The following is a 15,055-nucleotide window of genomic DNA, read 5'->3' as shown; positions in this document are numbered from 1 at the left end:
CCCACCATGACTGTCAACGGATCCGTCGCCTTCGTGACCGGCGGCAACCGCGGCCTCGGCGCCCAGTTCGTCCGCGCACTCCTCGACGCCGGCGCGAGCAAGGTGTACGCGGCGGCCCGCGACCCGCGCACCGTCACGAACACCGGTGCCGTCCCGGTCGCGCTCGACATCACCGACCACGCCTCGGTGGTCGCCGCCGCCGAGCAAGCGCAGGACGTGACGTTGCTGATCAACAACGCCGGGATCCTGACGTCGACCGGCGTCCTGGACGGCGACCTCGACGCCTACCGCCTCGAGTACGAGACCCACGTGCTCGGAACCCTCGACGTGACCCGCGCCTTCGCGCCGGCCCTGGCCCGCAACGGCGGAGGGGCGATCCTCAACGTGCTGTCCGTGCTGTCGTGGGCGTCGCTCCCCCACTGGGCGGCTTACTGCGCCGCCAAGGCCGCCGAGTGGTCGGTCACCAACTCCCTGCGCGTGGAGCTGGCCGGGCAGGGCACCCAGGTGAGCAGCCTGCACGTCGGTTACCTGGACACGGACCTGATCGCCGACCTCACCGACGTCGAGAAGGCCGACCCCGCCGAGGTCGCCCGGATCGCGCTCGACGGCGTCGCCCAGGGGCAGCTGGAAGTGGTCGCCGACGAGTTCACCCGCCAGATCAAGGCCGGCCTCGCCCAGGGCATCGAGGCCCTCTACCCGCAGGTCGCCCGGGCCTGACCCCTCGTCACGAAGGAAAAACCGTGAACGACCTGCTCGAGTTCGTCGTGGACGGACACGGCGGCCTCGACCGCTGGCACGCCGCCACGACCCTGTCGGCCACCGTCCGCCTTTCCGGCCCGTTCTGGCCGTTCAAGCAACGGCCCGACGTCGTGGGCACCACGCACGTCACCGCGAACGTCCACCGCCAGCGCGTCACGCTCGCGCCCTTCGGCCCGGGCACGGCCGTGGACTTCGACGCCGACGCGGACCGGGTCCTCGTCACGCGCGGCGAGGAGGAAACGCGGCTCGACTCGCCGCGCCGGGCCATGGCGGACCTCCCCCGGGAACACCCGTGGTCGGTGGCCGAGGCCGGCTACTTCATCGCCTACGCGAGCTGGACCTACCTGCTCGAACCGTTCCTGCTCACCCTGCCCGGTGTCACGACCCGCGAAATCGAGCCGTGGCACGAAGACGGCGAGACCTGGCGCCGGCTGGAGGCGGCTTTCCCCTCCCGGCTGGCGACCCACTCTCCGGTCCAGACCTACTACTTCGACGCCGGCACCGGGCTCCAGCGCCGCGTGGACTACTCGCCCGAGGTCACGGGCAAGCCCCTCACCGCCCACTACACGAGCGAACACCGCGACTTCGGCGGGCTGCCCGTCCCGACCCGCCGCCGCGTCCTGCGCCGCGACACCGACGGCGTGGCCGACCACCACTCCACCGTCATCCTCCTCGACGTCGCCGATCTGCGACTGGAAACCGCTGATGTGGAAGGAAAAACGTGAATGTCCACCCTCGCGATTCTCCTGTGGACACTCGTGCTCATCGGCACGATCGGCATCCGGGCCTTGACCGGCGTCAGCCTGTACCGGGCGGGGCGGGCGGCCGGGCTGGACCGCCCGACGTCGGGGAAGGTGGCCGGCTGGACGACGGTGGTGCTGCTCGGCTGGCTGGCCGCGTGCGTGCTGCTCGCGTACTACGGCGCGTTCGCGTCCGGCCCGCTGGCACCGGTCCTCGTCGTCGCGCTGCTGGTGGCGGTGCTGGCGGGCACCCGGATTCCGATCGTGGCGAAGGTGCTGGCGGCGCCCGGCACGGCCGCCCGGCTGGCGTGGCCGCAGACCGTCCGCGTGATCGGGGTCCTGTTCCTGATCCTGATGTTCACCGGCAACCTGTCGCCACTGGCCGCGCTGCCACCCGGCCTCGGTGATCTGGCGATCGGCCTGGCCGCGCCGTGGGTGGCGCGTGCACTGGCGCGCGGCACCGGCCACCGGTGGGCGTTCTGGTTCAACGTGCTGGGCATCGCCGACCTCACCTTCGCGTTGGCTTTGCGCCTGGTGAGCGGGTTCGTCCTCGGTGAGCCGGCCGGGGCGTCAGGGGCGCTGCCGCTGGCGCTGATCCCGACGGCGGCCGTGCCCCTCGCCGTGGCGCTGCACGTCGTGTCGCTGCGGCGGCTCGCTGCCGAGCCGCGCCGCACCGAGATGGTCGGCGCCGCAACCACTTGACGGTGCCACGGCTGCTCACCCCGCGTGCCCGCACTCGGGGCACGCGGGGTGAGCAGCCGATCTGGGGGCCAGGACGTCGGCCGCCGCCACGACGAGCAGGCCGTGGTCGGCGGCGAACGAAGCCAGTTCCTCCGGGCCCGCCAGGTCGCCCGCCTCGCGTTGCGACACGATGCCGCTGAGCACCGCGGCTTCGTGCTTGCCCGCGAGCCGCACCAGGTCGAGGGCAGCCTCGCCGCGGCCGGCGCGGTGGGGGGTGTTTTCGCGGGCCGTGCGGATGGGCACGACGTGGCCGGGCCGGGTGAAGTCGGCCGGAGTGGCGGCGGGATCGGCCAGCAGCCGGATGGTGCGGGCCCGGTCGGCCGCGGAGATGCCGGTCGTCCCGCCGGTGCGGGCGTCGACCGTGACGGCGAAGGCTTCCCCTCCGCACGCCGGCGCCCCGGGGTACATCAACGGGAGCCCGAGGCGGTCGCAGTCCTCGTCCGGCAGGGCGACGCAGACGAACCCGTCGGTGTACCGGACGGACAAGGACACCAGGTGCGGTGTCGCGTCCTGCGCGGCGAACACGAGGTCGCCGTGCGTGCCGGTCACCACCACCGGCTGCCCGGCCGCGATCGCGGCGGCGGCCTGCTCGACGCTCACCGCGCCGGACCGGCGGTCTGCTGAAAGCTGCTGTGCCATCGTCGTTCTTCCTTCGTGGGGTCCGGCGGGACCCGGGTCGCTCAGCCGGCGGCGGGCGCCGGGGCGATGCGGTGGAAACCACCGCGGTAGAACAGCAGCGGCTCGGCGCCGTCCTGCGCGTCCGGCGAGCTCATCTCCAGGACCCGGCCGACGACGAGGTGGTGGTCGCCCGCGTCGTGCTCGGCGTCGATCTCGCAGTCGAGCCACACGAGACTTTCGGAGAGGACAGGGTTCCCGGCCGCGGTTTCGGTGTGCGCGACCCCGCTCCACCGGTCGACGCCCTTGCGCGCGAACGCGGAAGCGACCTCCCGGTGGCCGTGGCCCAGCACGGACACGGCGAACCGGCCGAGGTCCCGGATGAGCGGATAGGTGCTCGAAGTCCGGGCGACGCCGATCAGGATCAGCGGCGGGTCCAGCGAAATGCTGTGGAACGACTGGCAGGTGAACCCGACGCGCTGCCCGTCGTCCGCGGTAGCGCCGACCACCACGACGCCGGAGGCGTAGCGCCCCACGGCGTCGCGGTACGCACGGGAGTCGTCGAAGCTCGTCAACTGCCGCGTCACGGGATCCGCACCCCCTCGGCCAGGCGGGCGAGCTGCCCGATCGTGCGGGCGTAGCGCGCGGCCGCCTCTTCGGCGAGGGTGTCCAGCGAGTCCATCGAGGACGTCTCGAAGTACCACCCGGCGCCCGGGACCACGGCGCCGAGCTCGGTCAGCAGCGGCGCGAGGTGGCTGTCGACGCCCATCGCGTGGGCGGGGCTGCCCCCGGTCATCACGGGGATCGCCGTCACCCCGGTCAGCGCGCCCGCCGCGTAGCGGTCCAGGAACGCCTTGACCAAGCCGGTGTAGGTGGCCTTGTAGGTCGGGCTCGCGATCACCACGAGATCGCTGCCGGCGACGCGCTCGTTCAACGCCGACATCACGTCCGAGGGCCACGTGAAGATCTCGGCGGAACAGTCGGCCAGGTCGATGACCTGGCGGTCCGCGTCGTCCTTCACCAGCCGGTCGAGCAAGGCTTCGGCGACCTGCCTCGTGCGCGAAGCGGGCTTCGGATTTCCAACGACAATGGTGGTTTTCATAGCTGCTCCGTTCGGCCCCGAAGGCCTCGGGCTTCGTCACGGCAACGCCGACGCTGACGAACTTCCTGCAGCTGGTACGAGATCTTGTGGCCCGTACAGCCCCGCGACAGCTCTTGTCACGGGCCGCGTCTTGGCGCGGAGTGACGATCACCTTAGCGCGGAGCGAGAATCCGTCACAATAACACCCAGGGGTCATGGCCCGGCCGGTGTTCGCCCCGCAGAAACTGTCGATCAGGTCATCTCCGGTGGCTCGCCGCGCGGGCGCCAGTTCGCCGCGGAGCACGCCGAGGTGGCGTTCACCATTCCCGACGACGCCGATCCCAGGCCGTGAAAGCGCGGGCCGCGGAATACCGCGAAGAGGCGCGCAACAAATTCAGCAAAGAGATCCAGATCTGGCTTTCCACGTAGGTCGTGCAAAGGACACCACCGCCGAAGCCGAGGCCTACGTCCACTACGTCGTGACGCCGGGATCGCTTGCCGCACAGGCGATCCCGGCGGCTTCGGATCAGGGCGTCACGAGGTTGTGCTCCTGCAGGTACCGCAGGGCTTCGAGCCGCGAGCGCACGCCGAGTTTGTGGAAGCTGTGCTTCATGTGCTGCTTGACGGTGTTGAGCGCGATCCCGAGCTCGGCGGCGATCTCCGCGTTGCTCAGCCCGCTCGTGGCCAGCGCGAGCACCTGGCGCTCCCGCTCGGTCAGTCCCCCGTCGGCGCCCGCGGACGGCGCGGTGCCGGCCTGGGGTGCCCCGGAGGGCTCGGACAGGTCGATCGTGTCGATGTCCAGGTTCGTCGCGACGGGTCCCTCGAGCGGCGCCGCGGGTGCGCGCCGCTCGTAGGCCGCGGCGTTGGCCAGGCCGATCGCCAGGAACTTCGACAGCCGGTGGGCCATCTCCTGCTCCCGGGTGGTGAACGCCGGACGGCCGGTCCGGCGGGCGAAGGTCGCGGTGCCGACGGGCCGGCCCTCGGCGACGAGCAACGCGTAGAGGCAGTGCTCGAACCCGTAGTCGGCGAGGAGCCGGCCCACCGGCGAGCGCAGGTGGTCGGTGCGGCGGCCGTACAGGACCGCGTCGTGGACCGGGAACCGTGATGTGGTCGAGCGCTTGAAGTACGGGTTCGCCGGCCCGGAGATGGGCGCGAACTCGAGGAGCATCTTCACCGGCGCGCCCGTCAAGGACGCCACCCGGCCCCGGCAGCGGCGGTCGAGCTGGTGGATAGCGCCCGAGTCGCAGCGCAGGACGCGGACCAGCTCCGGCAGGGTCCGCTGCTGCACGGTGGCCGCGCGCAGCGAGCCGCAGGCGAGCTCGCCGAACCGCGCCACCTCCTGCCAGTCGAGACCGGTCATCGCGTGCTCCTCTCGCAGGCCGGCCTCGGTGCCGTCCCGGTTCGAGATGGTACGTACTCGGTGCAAGCGGCGGCCCTGGTGCGAACACGATGGTGTCAGCGAAAAAGGGCCGCCGCTGCGCTCAGTGACCGAAGGCTTCGTGCAGCCACCAGGCCCCGCCGTCGGACGTGATCTTGGCGTCGAGAACCAACGGCCGCCGCGGCGAAGACGAAACCCAGTCCTTGACCGCGGCGAGGTCGTCGGCCGAGCGCACGGTCAGGCCCGCGCAGCCGTGGCCCCGGGCCAGCGCGGCGAGGTCGCCGTCGGGGAAGGTGACGTTGTCCAGTCCCGCGGTGCCGGCGCCGAAGTGGTGCACTTCCGCGCCGTACATCGCGTCGTTGTAGACGACGACCAGCAGCGGAAGTCCCAGGCGCACGGCCGTTTCCAGCTCGGAGATCCCCATCAGGAACCCGCCGTCGCCCAGCGCCGCGACGGGCACGCGGTCGGGCTGCGCCAGCGCGGTGCCGATCGCACTCGCCAGCCCCAGCCCGACGGACTGGAACGCCTGGGTGAAGCAGAACCCGTACTCGTCCGGCACGTCGAGGTACATGCTCGGGTAGCCGAGGAAGTTGCCGGAGTCGACCGACACCGTCCGCTCGGCCGGCAGCAGCTCGTTGAGCCGCGCCGACAGCGTCCGCGGGTCGATGCGGTCCTCGGTGGACGCGTCGTCGAACGGGAGCTGGTTCCAGCGCAGCCCCGTGCGGAGGCGCTCGCCGAGCTCCGTGCGCCGGTAGCCCGTCTTCGGCTCCGCACCGCCGGAGCGGAGCAGGGCCGTGGCCGCGCGGGCGGTTTCCGCGACGCCGCCCCACAACCCGAGGTCGACGGCGCGGTGCCGGCCGATCGCCGCCGGGTCCAGGTCGACCTGAACCACGCGGGCGTCGGCCCCGATCAGCGCGCCGTGCCGCGTCGTCCACATGTTCAGCGCGCACCCGAACGCCACGACCAGGTCGGCCCGCGACACCAGTTCGACCGTCAGCGGGGAGGCGAAGCCGCCCGAGACGTCGATGCTCCACGGGTCGTCGTGGAACAACCCGCGGCTCACCGCCGACGTGGCCAGCAGCGCGCCCGCACGGTTCCCCAGCTCCCGGATCGCCTCGCCCGCCCCGGGCGAACGGCCGCCGCGGCCGACGATGAACACCGGCCGCGACGCCTCGCTCAGCAGCCGGACGAACTCCGCCAACGGCTCGGGCGCGGGCTGCGGCGCCGCGACCTCGGCCGGGACCGTCCCGTGCTGCTGCTCCGGCAGCTCCAGCTCCTGGACGTCGATCGGGACGTTGAGCACCACGGTCCGCCGCTGCTGCGCGCAGATCGCCAACGCGCGGGCCACGTCCCGCAGGGCCGTGCGCGCCGAGCCCACCCGCAGCGGCACGGCGCCGACCCCGGCGGCGAGCCCGGGCTGGTCGATGAAGAAGTTGGACGCGGGGTCGCCGGCTTCGGCCGTCAGCACCAGCAGCGGGGTCCGGCTCTTGGCCGCCTCGGTGATCCCGGGTAGCGCGTTGGTGTAGCCGCAGCCCTGGTGCAGCGACAGCACCGCGACCTCGCCCGACATGCGGGCGTAGGCGTCGGCCATCGTCGCCGCGCCGCCTTCGTGGCGCGCCGCCACGAACCGCGCTCCCCCGGCCACGAGTGCCTGGGTGAAGTGGAAGTTGCCGCTGCCGACCACGCCGAACGCGGCGCGCACGCCGTGCTCGGTCAGGTACCGGCCGATGGCCTCGTGCACCAGCATGGTCAGTTCGCTCCGTTCTCGACGATCGCCAGCACGCGGGCCGGGCTCCCGGAACCGCCGACGATCCGCAGCGGCGCCACGATCAGCAACGTGCCCGTCGGTGGCAGCAGGTGCAGGTTCTGCAGCTGGGTGATGCCGTACTTGCCGGCGCCGAGCAGGTACGAGTGCACGGGGAACTCGGGATCGAAGCCGAATGCCTGCCCGGCGTCGGTGCCGACGGTCTCGACGCCGAACCCGAGGATCGGGGTCTCCCGCGCCAGCCAGCGTGCGCACTCGGGATCGACGCCGGGGGTGTGCAGCCCGTCGTCGCCGGCGTTGAGGAACAGCTCCTGGTCGTGGGAGCGCGCGGCCCAGCCGGTGCGCAACAGCAGCCAGCCCTGCGGCAGGGAGCCGTGTTCGCGCTGCCATTGCTCGACGTCGTCGCGGCGCAGCAGGTAGTCCGGGTCGGCGGCGGCCTCGCACGACTTGTCGATCACGACGGCCGGCGCGACCAGGCGGGCCGGCGGCACGGACGCGACGTCCTCCAGATCGGCCCCGGTGACCCAGTGGCGCGGCGCGTCGAAGTGGGTGCCGACGTGCTCGCCGGTGTGGATGCCGTTCTGGAACGACGTGCGGCCGCGCTCGTCGTACTTCGCCAGCTCCTCCAGTCGGAATCGGGGAATCGGCGCCATGTCCGGGGGCAGGTCGAGCACGGGGGTGGCGGACGAGAGTGGCGCGGTGAGCTCGACGATCGACGCGTCACCGCGAGCGAGGGCGCCGACCAGCGCGGAAACGGATCCGGTGGTCTCAGGCGAAGAAGACATGAATTCATCGTGTGCGCGCGGGCACCGGCGCACCAATGCCTATCCCGGCCTGGTTATGCCTGTCTGGTTATACCGGGGCCGATCTGCTATACCTCGCCGGAAGAAAGGGTGAGGGCAGTGGACCAGCAGCGTTTCCTCGACGGCCGCCTCAAGATCCGGCACCTGGTGCTGGTGATCGCGATCGCCGAGAACGGCTCCCTGCTCGGCGCCGCCAAGGATCTGCACGTGACGCAGCCGGCGGTGACCCGGGCGCTGCGCGAGACGGAGTCGATCGTCGGGGTGGAGCTGTTCGTGCGCGGGCCGCGCGGGGTGCGGCCCACCGCGTTCGGCGAGATCCTGCTCGACCACGCACGGGCGGTGGTGAGCACCATGGCCTCCGCGCAGGACCGCATCGACGGGCTGCTGCGCGACGGCGCGGAGCCCGTGCGCGTCGGCACCAACCTCGCCGGCGCGTACGTGCTGCTCCCCTCGGCGCTCGTCCGGCTCAAGGCCGAGCACCCGACCCTCACGGCGACCGTGGTCGAAGGCCTGGGAGCCGATCTCGACGTCCGGCTCGCCCACGGCGAGGTCGACCTCCTCGTCGGCCGCCCGCCCGCCGGCACCGCGAGCCGGTTTCACCACGCGCCGCTGTACGAGGAACCCGTGGGCCTCGTCGCGCGCCGCGACCACCCGGCCATCGCCTCCGGACTGTGTTCCCTGGCGCAGTTGCAGGAGTTCCCCTGGATCCTGCCGGGCCGGCCCACCGCGCTGCGCGACGAGCTCGACGAGCTGTTCGCCCGCCACGAGGTTCCCTTGCCCCGCAACGTCATCGAGTGCTCGACGATCCTGACCATGCGCTCGATCCTGCTGCACACCGACGCGATCACGCCGCTGCCCCTGCTCATCGGCGCCGACGACGACGCCCTCGGCTACCTGCCGATCCGGCTGGAGACCGTGCCCCGCGCCATCGGCATCACCACGCTCGCCGGCCGCACGCCGTCGAAGAGCGCCCAGCTCCTCATCGGCCACCTCGTCGCCGAGGCGCAGCGGATCTCCGCGGAAATCGCCCGGCTCGATTTCGGATAATCCCAGGGGTTTATGGCCGCGGCGCCGTCGGCGGAAAACCCGGTTGACGTCCGCGGGCGCGCCGGAGAGGATGAGTCCACACCAGCGAACAAAGGGGCAGTCATGACGAACACGCGAGAGCGAGGGACGCAGCGCCGGAAGCCGGCCGCCGCGATCGTCGCCGTGTGCTCGTCCGGCCGGAAACCCTGGACTGCCAACGGCATCGCCGTCGGCTCCCCACCCTGATGTGACACTTCGTCAGGTCGAGGGAGCCGCCCGTCGGGAAACCGATCCGGGCGGCTTTCTCTGTTTCGCGCGATCGATTTACCGGTGAGCTTCCGGAGAGAGCGCGGCGGTCTCCAAAACCGTTCGCCGAAGGTTCGACTCCTTCCACCGGTGCTTCGCGCCCCCATTTTTTCGGTGGCGTGTTCTTTGAAACTTTCACAACGGAGAGACACCTTTCACGCCGCTTGCCCGCGGCGTCGCGCGGTCGTGGTGAACTCGGCGGACACGTCGGTCTTCCAAACCGAAGCAGAGGGTTCGATGCCCTCCGGCCGCTCGCAGCAGCAGTTCGCCTCTTCAGCTCACCAGGCAGAGCACCCGTCTCGTAAACGGAAGGACCGGGTTCGAGTCCCGGAAGAGGCTCGTGACGACTCGCACGGCACCCGGTGCCGCGCAAGGGGATCAGCCTCGTAAGGGCTTACTCCCCGCTTCCGGATCGCTGGCTCAACGGCAGAGCAGCCGACTCTTACTCGGCGGGTTCGGGGTTCGACTCCCCGGCGATCCACTTCGCGCCGCGGGTCCGAGCGACCCGCGGTACGAGGGCCGCTAGCTCAACCGCGCAGAGCAGCCGACTTTTACTCGGCGGGTTCAGGGTTCGACTCCCTGGCGGCCCACCCTTTCCCCTGAGGCGCACCAGGCTGCGCACCCGACTGTTACTCGGGAGGTACCAGGTTCGAGTCCTGGCAGGGGAGCTCCCCGGGAGACGCGCCGGAGCGCAGACGATCCTTGCAAGATCGCCGCGGTGGGTTCGACCCCCACGTCTTCCACTCCGCACCACCTGCCCGGCCCCGCTCGGGAAGCCCGGATTCAACCCCCGGCAAGCAGGTCTCAACCAGCCGCACCCGGCTTTGCCGCTTTGTCGACGTTCGCCGGCCGCCGAAACCCGCCCCCGGGCCAGCACCGCGTTCGCCGTAACCGCCGGAAGTGTTGGGGCGCCCTCAGTCCTGCCGGAGGTCTCGTTCGAACCAGTGGTGGGCGTAGGACTCGTCGTTGAACGCGGCGACTTCGGCGAAGCCCGCGGTTTCGTAGAGGCGCCGTGCTTCGACGAGGGCCTTGTTCGTCTCCAGCCGCAGCGTGTGCGTGCCCCGGGAGGAGGCCTCCTGCGCCAGGGAGTCGAGCAGCCGGCGGCCCAGGCCGAGGCCCCGGACCGTCGGGGAGACCCACATGCGTTTGATCTCGGCGATCCCGGTGCCGGCGTGGAGCTTGAGGGCGCCGCAGCCCACCGGGGAGCCCTGCAGGGCCGCGACGAGCAGCAGGCCCGAGGGCAGGGTCATCTCGTCGTCACTGGCCGAGATGCTCCGCGCCGGGTCGAAGCCCGCGTCGAAGCGGTCGCCGAGCTCGGTGAAGTAGGACCGCAGGCAGTAGCGGGCGTCGGGGCTACGCGGGTCGGTGATCTCGATGCGGACGAGCGAGGCCGTGACGAGGTGCTCGACGTCGGCCATGGCGCGCACCAGACGTTCGCGCTGCGCGACGGTCAGCGGAGCCAGCATCGACTCGGCCAGCTCGTCCGACGCGTGGTCGAGCAGCTCGCGCTCGGCCAGACCGGCGGCGGTGAGCTTGGCGGTGCGCACCCGCCCGTCGCGGTCGCCGGGATCCGTGGTCACCAGACCCTGCGACTCCAGCAGCCGCAGCTGACGGCTGACATACCCGGAGTCCAGCCCCAGCCGGGCGCGCAGCACCCGGATTTCCGACCCGTCCGGCCCGATCTCCGACAACAGCCGCGACAGCCCGAGCGAGCGCTCCCGCGACAAGTACGCGTCCTCCAGCGCACCCACCCGCTGCGTGACGACGCGGTTGAACCGCCGGACGGCCCCGATCTGCTCCTCCATTCTCTGACCATAGTCAGAGAAATTCGAAGAGGGCAAGTCCGGGTTCGGCAAGGGAGGCCCCGTCAGGCCACCGAATGTCTACAGTGGATAATCGTCTCCGCCGGCACACGACCGAACAAAAGCAAGCCCTGGTCCCACCCCCTGAGAACCCTTGTGCCCGCCCGGACCGGCTCCTATGGTCCGTCAGACGTCTGACGTCTGAGGAGGCAGCGGATGGTGGCGAACCGTGTCGGCGGCTCGGCCGGCCGAACCGAGCGTGACGGACCAGCGGACTCCCAGGACGACCGCGACCGGCGGGCCGACCGGCGCCACCGGTGGGTGGTCCGCGGCGGGCAGTGGGGCGTCGGCGTGCTGATCGTCGTGCTGTGGCAGCTGGCCGGGCAGGTGTTCGGGGCGTTCACGGTGAGCAGTCCGTGGCTGATCGTCCAGCGCATCGTCGAGCTGGTCACCGGGGGCACGCTCTGGCCGGACCTGGGGACCACGCTGGCGGAGACGTTCGCCGGGCTGGCGATCGGCATGGTGATCGGCGTGGCGCTGGGCGTGCTGATCGCGCCGTCGAAAACCGTCGGACGCTGGTTCTACCCGTACATCATGGCGCTCTACAGCCTGCCGCGTGTGGCGCTCGCGCCACTGTTCATCGTGTGGTTCGGGATCGGCCTGGAATCCAAGATCTTCATGGTCGTGACCATGGTCGTGTTCGTCGCCTTCTACAACACCTACCAGGGCATGCGCGGCATCGAGCCCGACCTGATCGAGATGACGCGCAGCTTCCGCGCGCCGTGGACGGCCCGGCTGCGCTGGGCCATCCTGCCCTCGATCGCGCCCTGGATCCTGACCAGCCTGCGGCTGTCGATCGCGCTGGCGCTGATCGGCGCGGTGATCGCCGAGCTCGTCGGCGCGAGCCAGGGCCTGGGCTACTACATGGGTTACGCCGCCAACGTGCTCGACACCACCGGAGTCTTCGCGGGCCTGGTGATCATCACGGTGATCGCCATGCTCGCCGAACAGCTCGTCGCGCTCGTCGAGCGACGGGTCCTGCGTCACCGCGCCACCCGCTGAGGTCCCCTCCGAAAACGTCACAGATGAGGACACCACCGATGACCAAGCTCTCCCGCATCACGGCCACCGTGGCCGCGCTCGCCCTGGCCGCGACCGCCACCGCGTGCGGCAGCTCGTCGGCCGGCAGTGGCGGCGACACCAAGACGATCCGGGTCGAGCTGTTCTGCAGCGGCCTGGCGCCCATCGCCGCCGAGCTCGCGCAGAACAGCGGGATCGCGGCGCAGAAGGGCATCACGATCAAGCCCATGTGCGTCACCAGCGGTTCCACCGCCACCAACGCCCTCATCGGCGGCAGCGCCGACGTGTTCATGGGCGACATCGGCCACGTGGTGCTGGCGCAGAAGAAGGGCGTGAAGATGCGCGCCTACGGCGTGGCCAACGACCGCTTCTCCTACCTCATGGTCGCCCGCAACGACATCGCCTCGGTCAAGGACCTCGCCGGCAAGAAGGTGGCCGTGACCGCGCCGGGCACGTTGTCGGACACCGAGATGCAGAAGGCGGCACTGGACGCGGGGCTGAACCCGAAGAAGGACCTGACCGTCGTCAGCGGCGGGGCGGGCGCGACGATGCAGGCCGAGCTCAACGGCGGCCAGGTCGTGGCCGGGATGACGAGCCAGCCCGACACGCTGCAGCTGCTGCGGACCGGGAAGTTCAAGGTTCTGTGGCAGGAACCGGACTACCACTACGTCGACATCGTCGCGATGGCCGACCAGGACTGGGTTTCCGGGCACCAGGACCTCATGAAGACCTTCCTCGCCGCGATGGACGAGGCGTCCACCCAGGCCAAGGCCAACCCGGACCAGGCCACGACGTGGATGAAGAAGCAGGGCTACAAGATCAGCGACGCCGACCTCAAGACCATCGTCACCGAGGCCATCAAGAGCGTGCCCGACGGCCTCAAGGCCCAGGACGCGGTCGTGAAGTCCTCGACGGACTTGTTGGTGCGCACCGGCTTCCTCACCGACCCGGTTCCGTCCACTCAGGACATCTTCGACTACAGCCTGTTGCCCGCGAAGTAGCCGGGAGGACCACGATGACCGAAACGCTGACGTCCTCAGTCGAGTCCACCGCGGCCACGCCGAAGCTCAGCCTGCGCGGGGTCGGGCTCGGCTACCGCACCCCCAAGGGCCGGTTCGTCGCGCTCGAGGACGTGACCCTCGACCTCGCGCCCGGCGAGTTCGTGGCGCTCGTCGGGCCCAGCGGCTGCGGGAAGTCCACGCTGCTCAAGCTGATCGCGGGCCTGCTGCCCACGACCACCGGCGAGATCCGGCTCGACGGCGCGCCGGTGCCCGAAGGCGTGCCGGAAGGCGTGGGGCTGGTTTTCCAGTCCGACGCGCTGTTCCCGTGGCGCACGGTCGCGGACAACATCCGCTTTCCCTTGGCGATCAAGGGAGTCCCGGCCGAAGAGCAACGCGCCGAGGTGCGCCGGCTGGTCGAGCTGGTCGGGCTCACGTCGTTCGAGCAGAGCTACCCCAACCAGCTCTCCGGCGGCATGCGCAAGCGCGTCGGCATCGCCCGCGCGCTGGCGTACGACCCGGACGTCTACCTGATGGACGAACCGTTCGGGCCGCTGGACGCGCAGATGCGGATCCGCCTCGGCGGCGAGTTCCTCTCCATCTGGGAGAACCTCGGCAAGAGCGTGGTCTTCGTGACCCACGACGTCGAGGAGGCCGTGGCGATGGCCGACCGCGTGCTCGTGATGAGCCGCGGTCCCGGCACGATCAAGGAGGAGTTCCGCATCTCCCTCGACCGGCCGCGGCACTTCCAGGAAGTCCGGTTCGAACCCGAGTTCCAGCGCCTGCAGCGGGCGATCTGGCGAAGCCTGGCCGAGGAGTTCGACGAGTGATCATCGACTGCCACAACCACGTACTGGCCACCGCCCTGCCGCCCGGCCACGACCGGTTCGTGCGCGAGATGCGCGCGCCCGGGCACCGGCGGGCGGGCCGGCTGCCCGCGTACCGGCCGGCCACGGACGAGGACTGGGTCGGGCTGGAGGGCGACCTGGACCCCATCGACCCGGGCACGCTCGTCGACGACCACGTGAGCGCGGGCGTGGACCGCGCGACCGTGCTGGCCGTCGCGCCCTCGACCTACACCGCCTACGGGGAACGCGGCACCATCGACCTCGGCCGCGTGACCGATGTGGACGGTCCGCTGGAAGTGGCCAAGAGCAACGACTACATCGCCTCGCTCACCCGGCGCCACCCCGAGCTGATCGGCATGAGCGCCGTGAACCCGAAGTTCCGCGGGGTCGAGTGGGCCCGCGACGAGCTGACCCGCGCCGTCGGCGAGCTGGGCCTGCAAGGGCTGAAGCTCTACCCCATGTACGACCACTACGCGCCCGCCGACCGCGACCTCGCCTTCCCGATCTACGAGCGCGCGGTCGAGCTCGGCATCGGCGTGATGGTCCACATGGGAACGTCTTCGGCCAAGGACACCGTGCTGGACTACGGCCGGCCCGGCGCGCTCGACGAGGTCGCCCGCCACTACCCCGACCTGCCGCTGCTGGTGTGCCACGCCGGGTTCCCGTGGGTCGACGAGTGCCTGGCCATGGTGGCCCGCCACGACAACACCTACCTCGACATCAGCATGTTCGCCACGAAGTCCACGCAGCGCCAGCTCTACGAATTCCTCCTGCGCGCGCAGCAGCTGGGCTGCCCGCTGTCGCGGATCTGCTGGGGCACCGACTACCCCGGCGGCGGCAAACCGGCCGTCCTGCTGCCGAAGCTCACGCTCGTCAACGACGTCGCCGACCCCGGCGCGCCGATCTCGCGCCTGGACGTGGCGAACATGGTGGGCGGGAACTGGGCGCGCTTCGCCGGGCTGACCGACTGGAGCGAGCAGGAGACGCTGGAGCAGCTGGAGGAGTGGGAACCTCGGTGGCGCGCGTCGTGACAGCTCGTGATCACCCGTCTGCCTGGCCCAGGGTGGGTTCAGGACGCGGCGTGAGGTCATTACGCTCGGAGGGTGCCGATCG

The 15,055-nt window shown here is 71.0% G+C and carries 16 protein-coding genes and 6 tRNA genes; 15 read left to right on the top strand and 7 right to left on the bottom strand.

Annotated elements, in window-relative coordinates; translation table 11 throughout:
- Positions 1–6: 6 nt before the first annotated feature.
- From AB0878_RS25415 to AB0878_RS25405, 3 genes are read left to right on the top strand one after another with little or no spacing between them, the layout of a single operon-like run.
- Positions 7–717, top strand: coding sequence for an SDR family oxidoreductase (locus AB0878_RS25415; protein ID WP_366582732.1), 711 nt, complete (start codon positions 7–9; stop codon positions 715–717).
- A gap of 23 nt (positions 718–740) precedes the next feature.
- The gene (locus AB0878_RS25410; RefSeq protein WP_366582731.1) at positions 741–1,484 is read left to right on the top strand and encodes a hypothetical protein; all 744 of its coding nucleotides are present in this window, start codon (positions 741–743) and stop codon (positions 1,482–1,484) included.
- Positions 1,485–2,201: a hypothetical protein gene (locus tag AB0878_RS25405; RefSeq protein WP_366582730.1), complete on the top strand. Its 717-nt coding sequence runs from the start codon at positions 1,485–1,487 to the stop codon at positions 2,199–2,201.
- 15 nt (positions 2,202–2,216) lie between these two features.
- On the opposite strand, the gene AB0878_RS25400 is transcribed toward AB0878_RS25405, so the two are convergent.
- The 6 genes from AB0878_RS25400 to AB0878_RS25375 all read right to left on the bottom strand — a co-directional run bounded on the left by AB0878_RS25400 (position 2,217) and on the right by AB0878_RS25375 (position 7,864).
- A complete protein-coding gene (locus AB0878_RS25400) occupies positions 2,217–2,879 on the bottom strand; it encodes a 3,4-dihydroxy-2-butanone-4-phosphate synthase (RefSeq protein ID WP_366582729.1) in 663 nt (220 codons plus the stop codon).
- 41 nt (positions 2,880–2,920) lie between these two features.
- Positions 2,921–3,442, bottom strand: coding sequence for a flavin reductase family protein (locus tag AB0878_RS25395; RefSeq protein WP_366582728.1), 522 nt, complete (start codon positions 3,440–3,442; stop codon positions 2,921–2,923).
- On the bottom strand, positions 3,439–3,957 hold the full coding sequence (locus AB0878_RS25390) for an NAD(P)H-dependent oxidoreductase (protein WP_366582727.1): 519 nt from the start codon (positions 3,955–3,957) through the stop codon (positions 3,439–3,441). The genes AB0878_RS25395 and AB0878_RS25390 overlap by 4 nt, the downstream gene beginning before the upstream one ends.
- 505 nt (positions 3,958–4,462) lie before the next feature.
- The gene (locus AB0878_RS25385) at positions 4,463–5,296 is read right to left on the bottom strand and encodes a LuxR C-terminal-related transcriptional regulator (protein WP_366582726.1); all 834 of its coding nucleotides are present in this window, start codon (positions 5,294–5,296) and stop codon (positions 4,463–4,465) included.
- Positions 5,297–5,417: 121 nt separating this feature from the next.
- Positions 5,418–7,061 (bottom strand): thiamine pyrophosphate-binding protein, encoded by a 1,644-nt coding sequence (locus tag AB0878_RS25380; RefSeq protein WP_366582725.1) that lies wholly within the window; start codon positions 7,059–7,061, stop codon positions 5,418–5,420.
- A gap of 2 nt (positions 7,062–7,063) precedes the next feature.
- The gene (locus tag AB0878_RS25375; RefSeq protein WP_366582724.1) at positions 7,064–7,864 is read right to left on the bottom strand and encodes a cyclase family protein; all 801 of its coding nucleotides are present in this window, start codon (positions 7,862–7,864) and stop codon (positions 7,064–7,066) included.
- Positions 7,865–7,981: 117 nt separating this feature from the next.
- On the opposite strand from AB0878_RS25375, the gene AB0878_RS25370 reads away from it, so the two are divergent.
- From AB0878_RS25370 to AB0878_RS25335, 8 genes are all read left to right on the top strand, one after another.
- Entirely contained in the window at positions 7,982–8,929 is a 948-nt protein-coding gene (locus AB0878_RS25370; RefSeq protein WP_366582723.1) for a LysR substrate-binding domain-containing protein, read from the top strand.
- A gap of 102 nt (positions 8,930–9,031) precedes the next feature.
- On the top strand, positions 9,032–9,154 hold the full coding sequence (locus tag AB0878_RS25365) for a hypothetical protein (RefSeq protein ID WP_366582722.1): 123 nt from the start codon (positions 9,032–9,034) through the stop codon (positions 9,152–9,154).
- An 80-nt stretch (positions 9,155–9,234) separates the two neighbouring features.
- A tRNA-Trp gene (locus AB0878_RS25360) sits at positions 9,235–9,307 on the top strand.
- 87 nt (positions 9,308–9,394) lie between these two features.
- A tRNA-Gly gene (locus AB0878_RS25355) sits at positions 9,395–9,467 on the top strand.
- A 14-nt stretch (positions 9,468–9,481) separates the two neighbouring features.
- A tRNA-Thr gene (locus tag AB0878_RS25350) sits at positions 9,482–9,553 on the top strand.
- A 70-nt stretch (positions 9,554–9,623) separates the two neighbouring features.
- Positions 9,624–9,695, top strand: a tRNA-Lys gene (locus AB0878_RS25345).
- Between the two features lie 35 nt (positions 9,696–9,730).
- Positions 9,731–9,804 (top strand) — tRNA-Lys (locus AB0878_RS25340).
- A 5-nt stretch (positions 9,805–9,809) separates the two neighbouring features.
- Positions 9,810–9,882, top strand: a tRNA-Asn gene (locus tag AB0878_RS25335).
- Between the two features lie 246 nt (positions 9,883–10,128).
- Here AB0878_RS25335 and AB0878_RS25330 read toward each other — a convergent pair.
- Positions 10,129–11,019 (bottom strand): MarR family winged helix-turn-helix transcriptional regulator, encoded by an 891-nt coding sequence (locus AB0878_RS25330; RefSeq protein WP_366582721.1) that lies wholly within the window; start codon positions 11,017–11,019, stop codon positions 10,129–10,131.
- A 213-nt stretch (positions 11,020–11,232) separates the two neighbouring features.
- Here AB0878_RS25330 and AB0878_RS25325 point away from each other — a divergent pair, with 213 nt between their 5' ends.
- From AB0878_RS25325 to AB0878_RS25310, 4 genes are read left to right on the top strand one after another with little or no spacing between them, the layout of a single operon-like run.
- Complete coding sequence (locus AB0878_RS25325) at positions 11,233–12,078, top strand: ABC transporter permease (RefSeq protein ID WP_366582720.1); 846 nt, start codon at positions 11,233–11,235, stop codon at positions 12,076–12,078.
- A gap of 38 nt (positions 12,079–12,116) precedes the next feature.
- A complete protein-coding gene (locus AB0878_RS25320) occupies positions 12,117–13,097 on the top strand; it encodes a PhnD/SsuA/transferrin family substrate-binding protein (protein WP_366582719.1) in 981 nt (326 codons plus the stop codon).
- Positions 13,098–13,111: 14 nt separating this feature from the next.
- Positions 13,112–13,924, top strand: a complete 813-nt coding sequence (locus tag AB0878_RS25315) for an ABC transporter ATP-binding protein (RefSeq protein WP_366582718.1) — start codon at positions 13,112–13,114, stop codon at positions 13,922–13,924.
- Positions 13,921–14,973, top strand: coding sequence for an amidohydrolase family protein (locus AB0878_RS25310; RefSeq protein ID WP_366582717.1), 1,053 nt, complete (start codon positions 13,921–13,923; stop codon positions 14,971–14,973). Before AB0878_RS25315 ends, AB0878_RS25310 begins: the two co-directional genes overlap by 4 nt.
- Positions 14,974–15,055 lie beyond the last annotated feature (82 nt).

This window comes from Amycolatopsis sp. NPDC047767 (genome assembly GCF_040704195.1).
Taxonomy (GTDB): Bacteria; Actinomycetota; Actinomycetes; order Mycobacteriales; family Pseudonocardiaceae; genus Amycolatopsis.
This window is presented reverse-complemented; position numbering and strand designations above follow the sequence as displayed.

Excerpts from the sequence above, each read along its gene's own strand:
- AB0878_RS25415 (WP_366582732.1), top strand. The coding sequence starts at position 7 with ATGACTGTCAACGGATCCGTCGCCTTCGTGACCGGCGGCAACCGCGGC.
- AB0878_RS25375 (WP_366582724.1), bottom strand. The coding sequence starts at position 7,864 with ATGTCTTCTTCGCCTGAGACCACCGGATCCGTTTCCGCGCTGGTCGGC.
- AB0878_RS25390 (WP_366582727.1), bottom strand. The coding sequence starts at position 3,957 with ATGAAAACCACCATTGTCGTTGGAAATCCGAAGCCCGCTTCGCGCACG.
- AB0878_RS25400 (WP_366582729.1), bottom strand. The coding sequence starts at position 2,879 with ATGGCACAGCAGCTTTCAGCAGACCGCCGGTCCGGCGCGGTGAGCGTC.
- AB0878_RS25405 (WP_366582730.1), top strand. The coding sequence starts at position 1,485 with ATGTCCACCCTCGCGATTCTCCTGTGGACACTCGTGCTCATCGGCACG.
- AB0878_RS25325 (WP_366582720.1), top strand. The coding sequence starts at position 11,233 with ATGGTGGCGAACCGTGTCGGCGGCTCGGCCGGCCGAACCGAGCGTGAC.
- AB0878_RS25365 (WP_366582722.1), top strand. The coding sequence starts at position 9,032 with ATGACGAACACGCGAGAGCGAGGGACGCAGCGCCGGAAGCCGGCCGCC.
- AB0878_RS25330 (WP_366582721.1), bottom strand. The coding sequence starts at position 11,019 with ATGGAGGAGCAGATCGGGGCCGTCCGGCGGTTCAACCGCGTCGTCACG.
- AB0878_RS25385 (WP_366582726.1), bottom strand. The coding sequence starts at position 5,296 with ATGACCGGTCTCGACTGGCAGGAGGTGGCGCGGTTCGGCGAGCTCGCC.
- AB0878_RS25320 (WP_366582719.1), top strand. The coding sequence starts at position 12,117 with ATGACCAAGCTCTCCCGCATCACGGCCACCGTGGCCGCGCTCGCCCTG.
- AB0878_RS25380 (WP_366582725.1), bottom strand. The coding sequence starts at position 7,061 with ATGCTGGTGCACGAGGCCATCGGCCGGTACCTGACCGAGCACGGCGTG.
- AB0878_RS25315 (WP_366582718.1), top strand. The coding sequence starts at position 13,112 with ATGACCGAAACGCTGACGTCCTCAGTCGAGTCCACCGCGGCCACGCCG.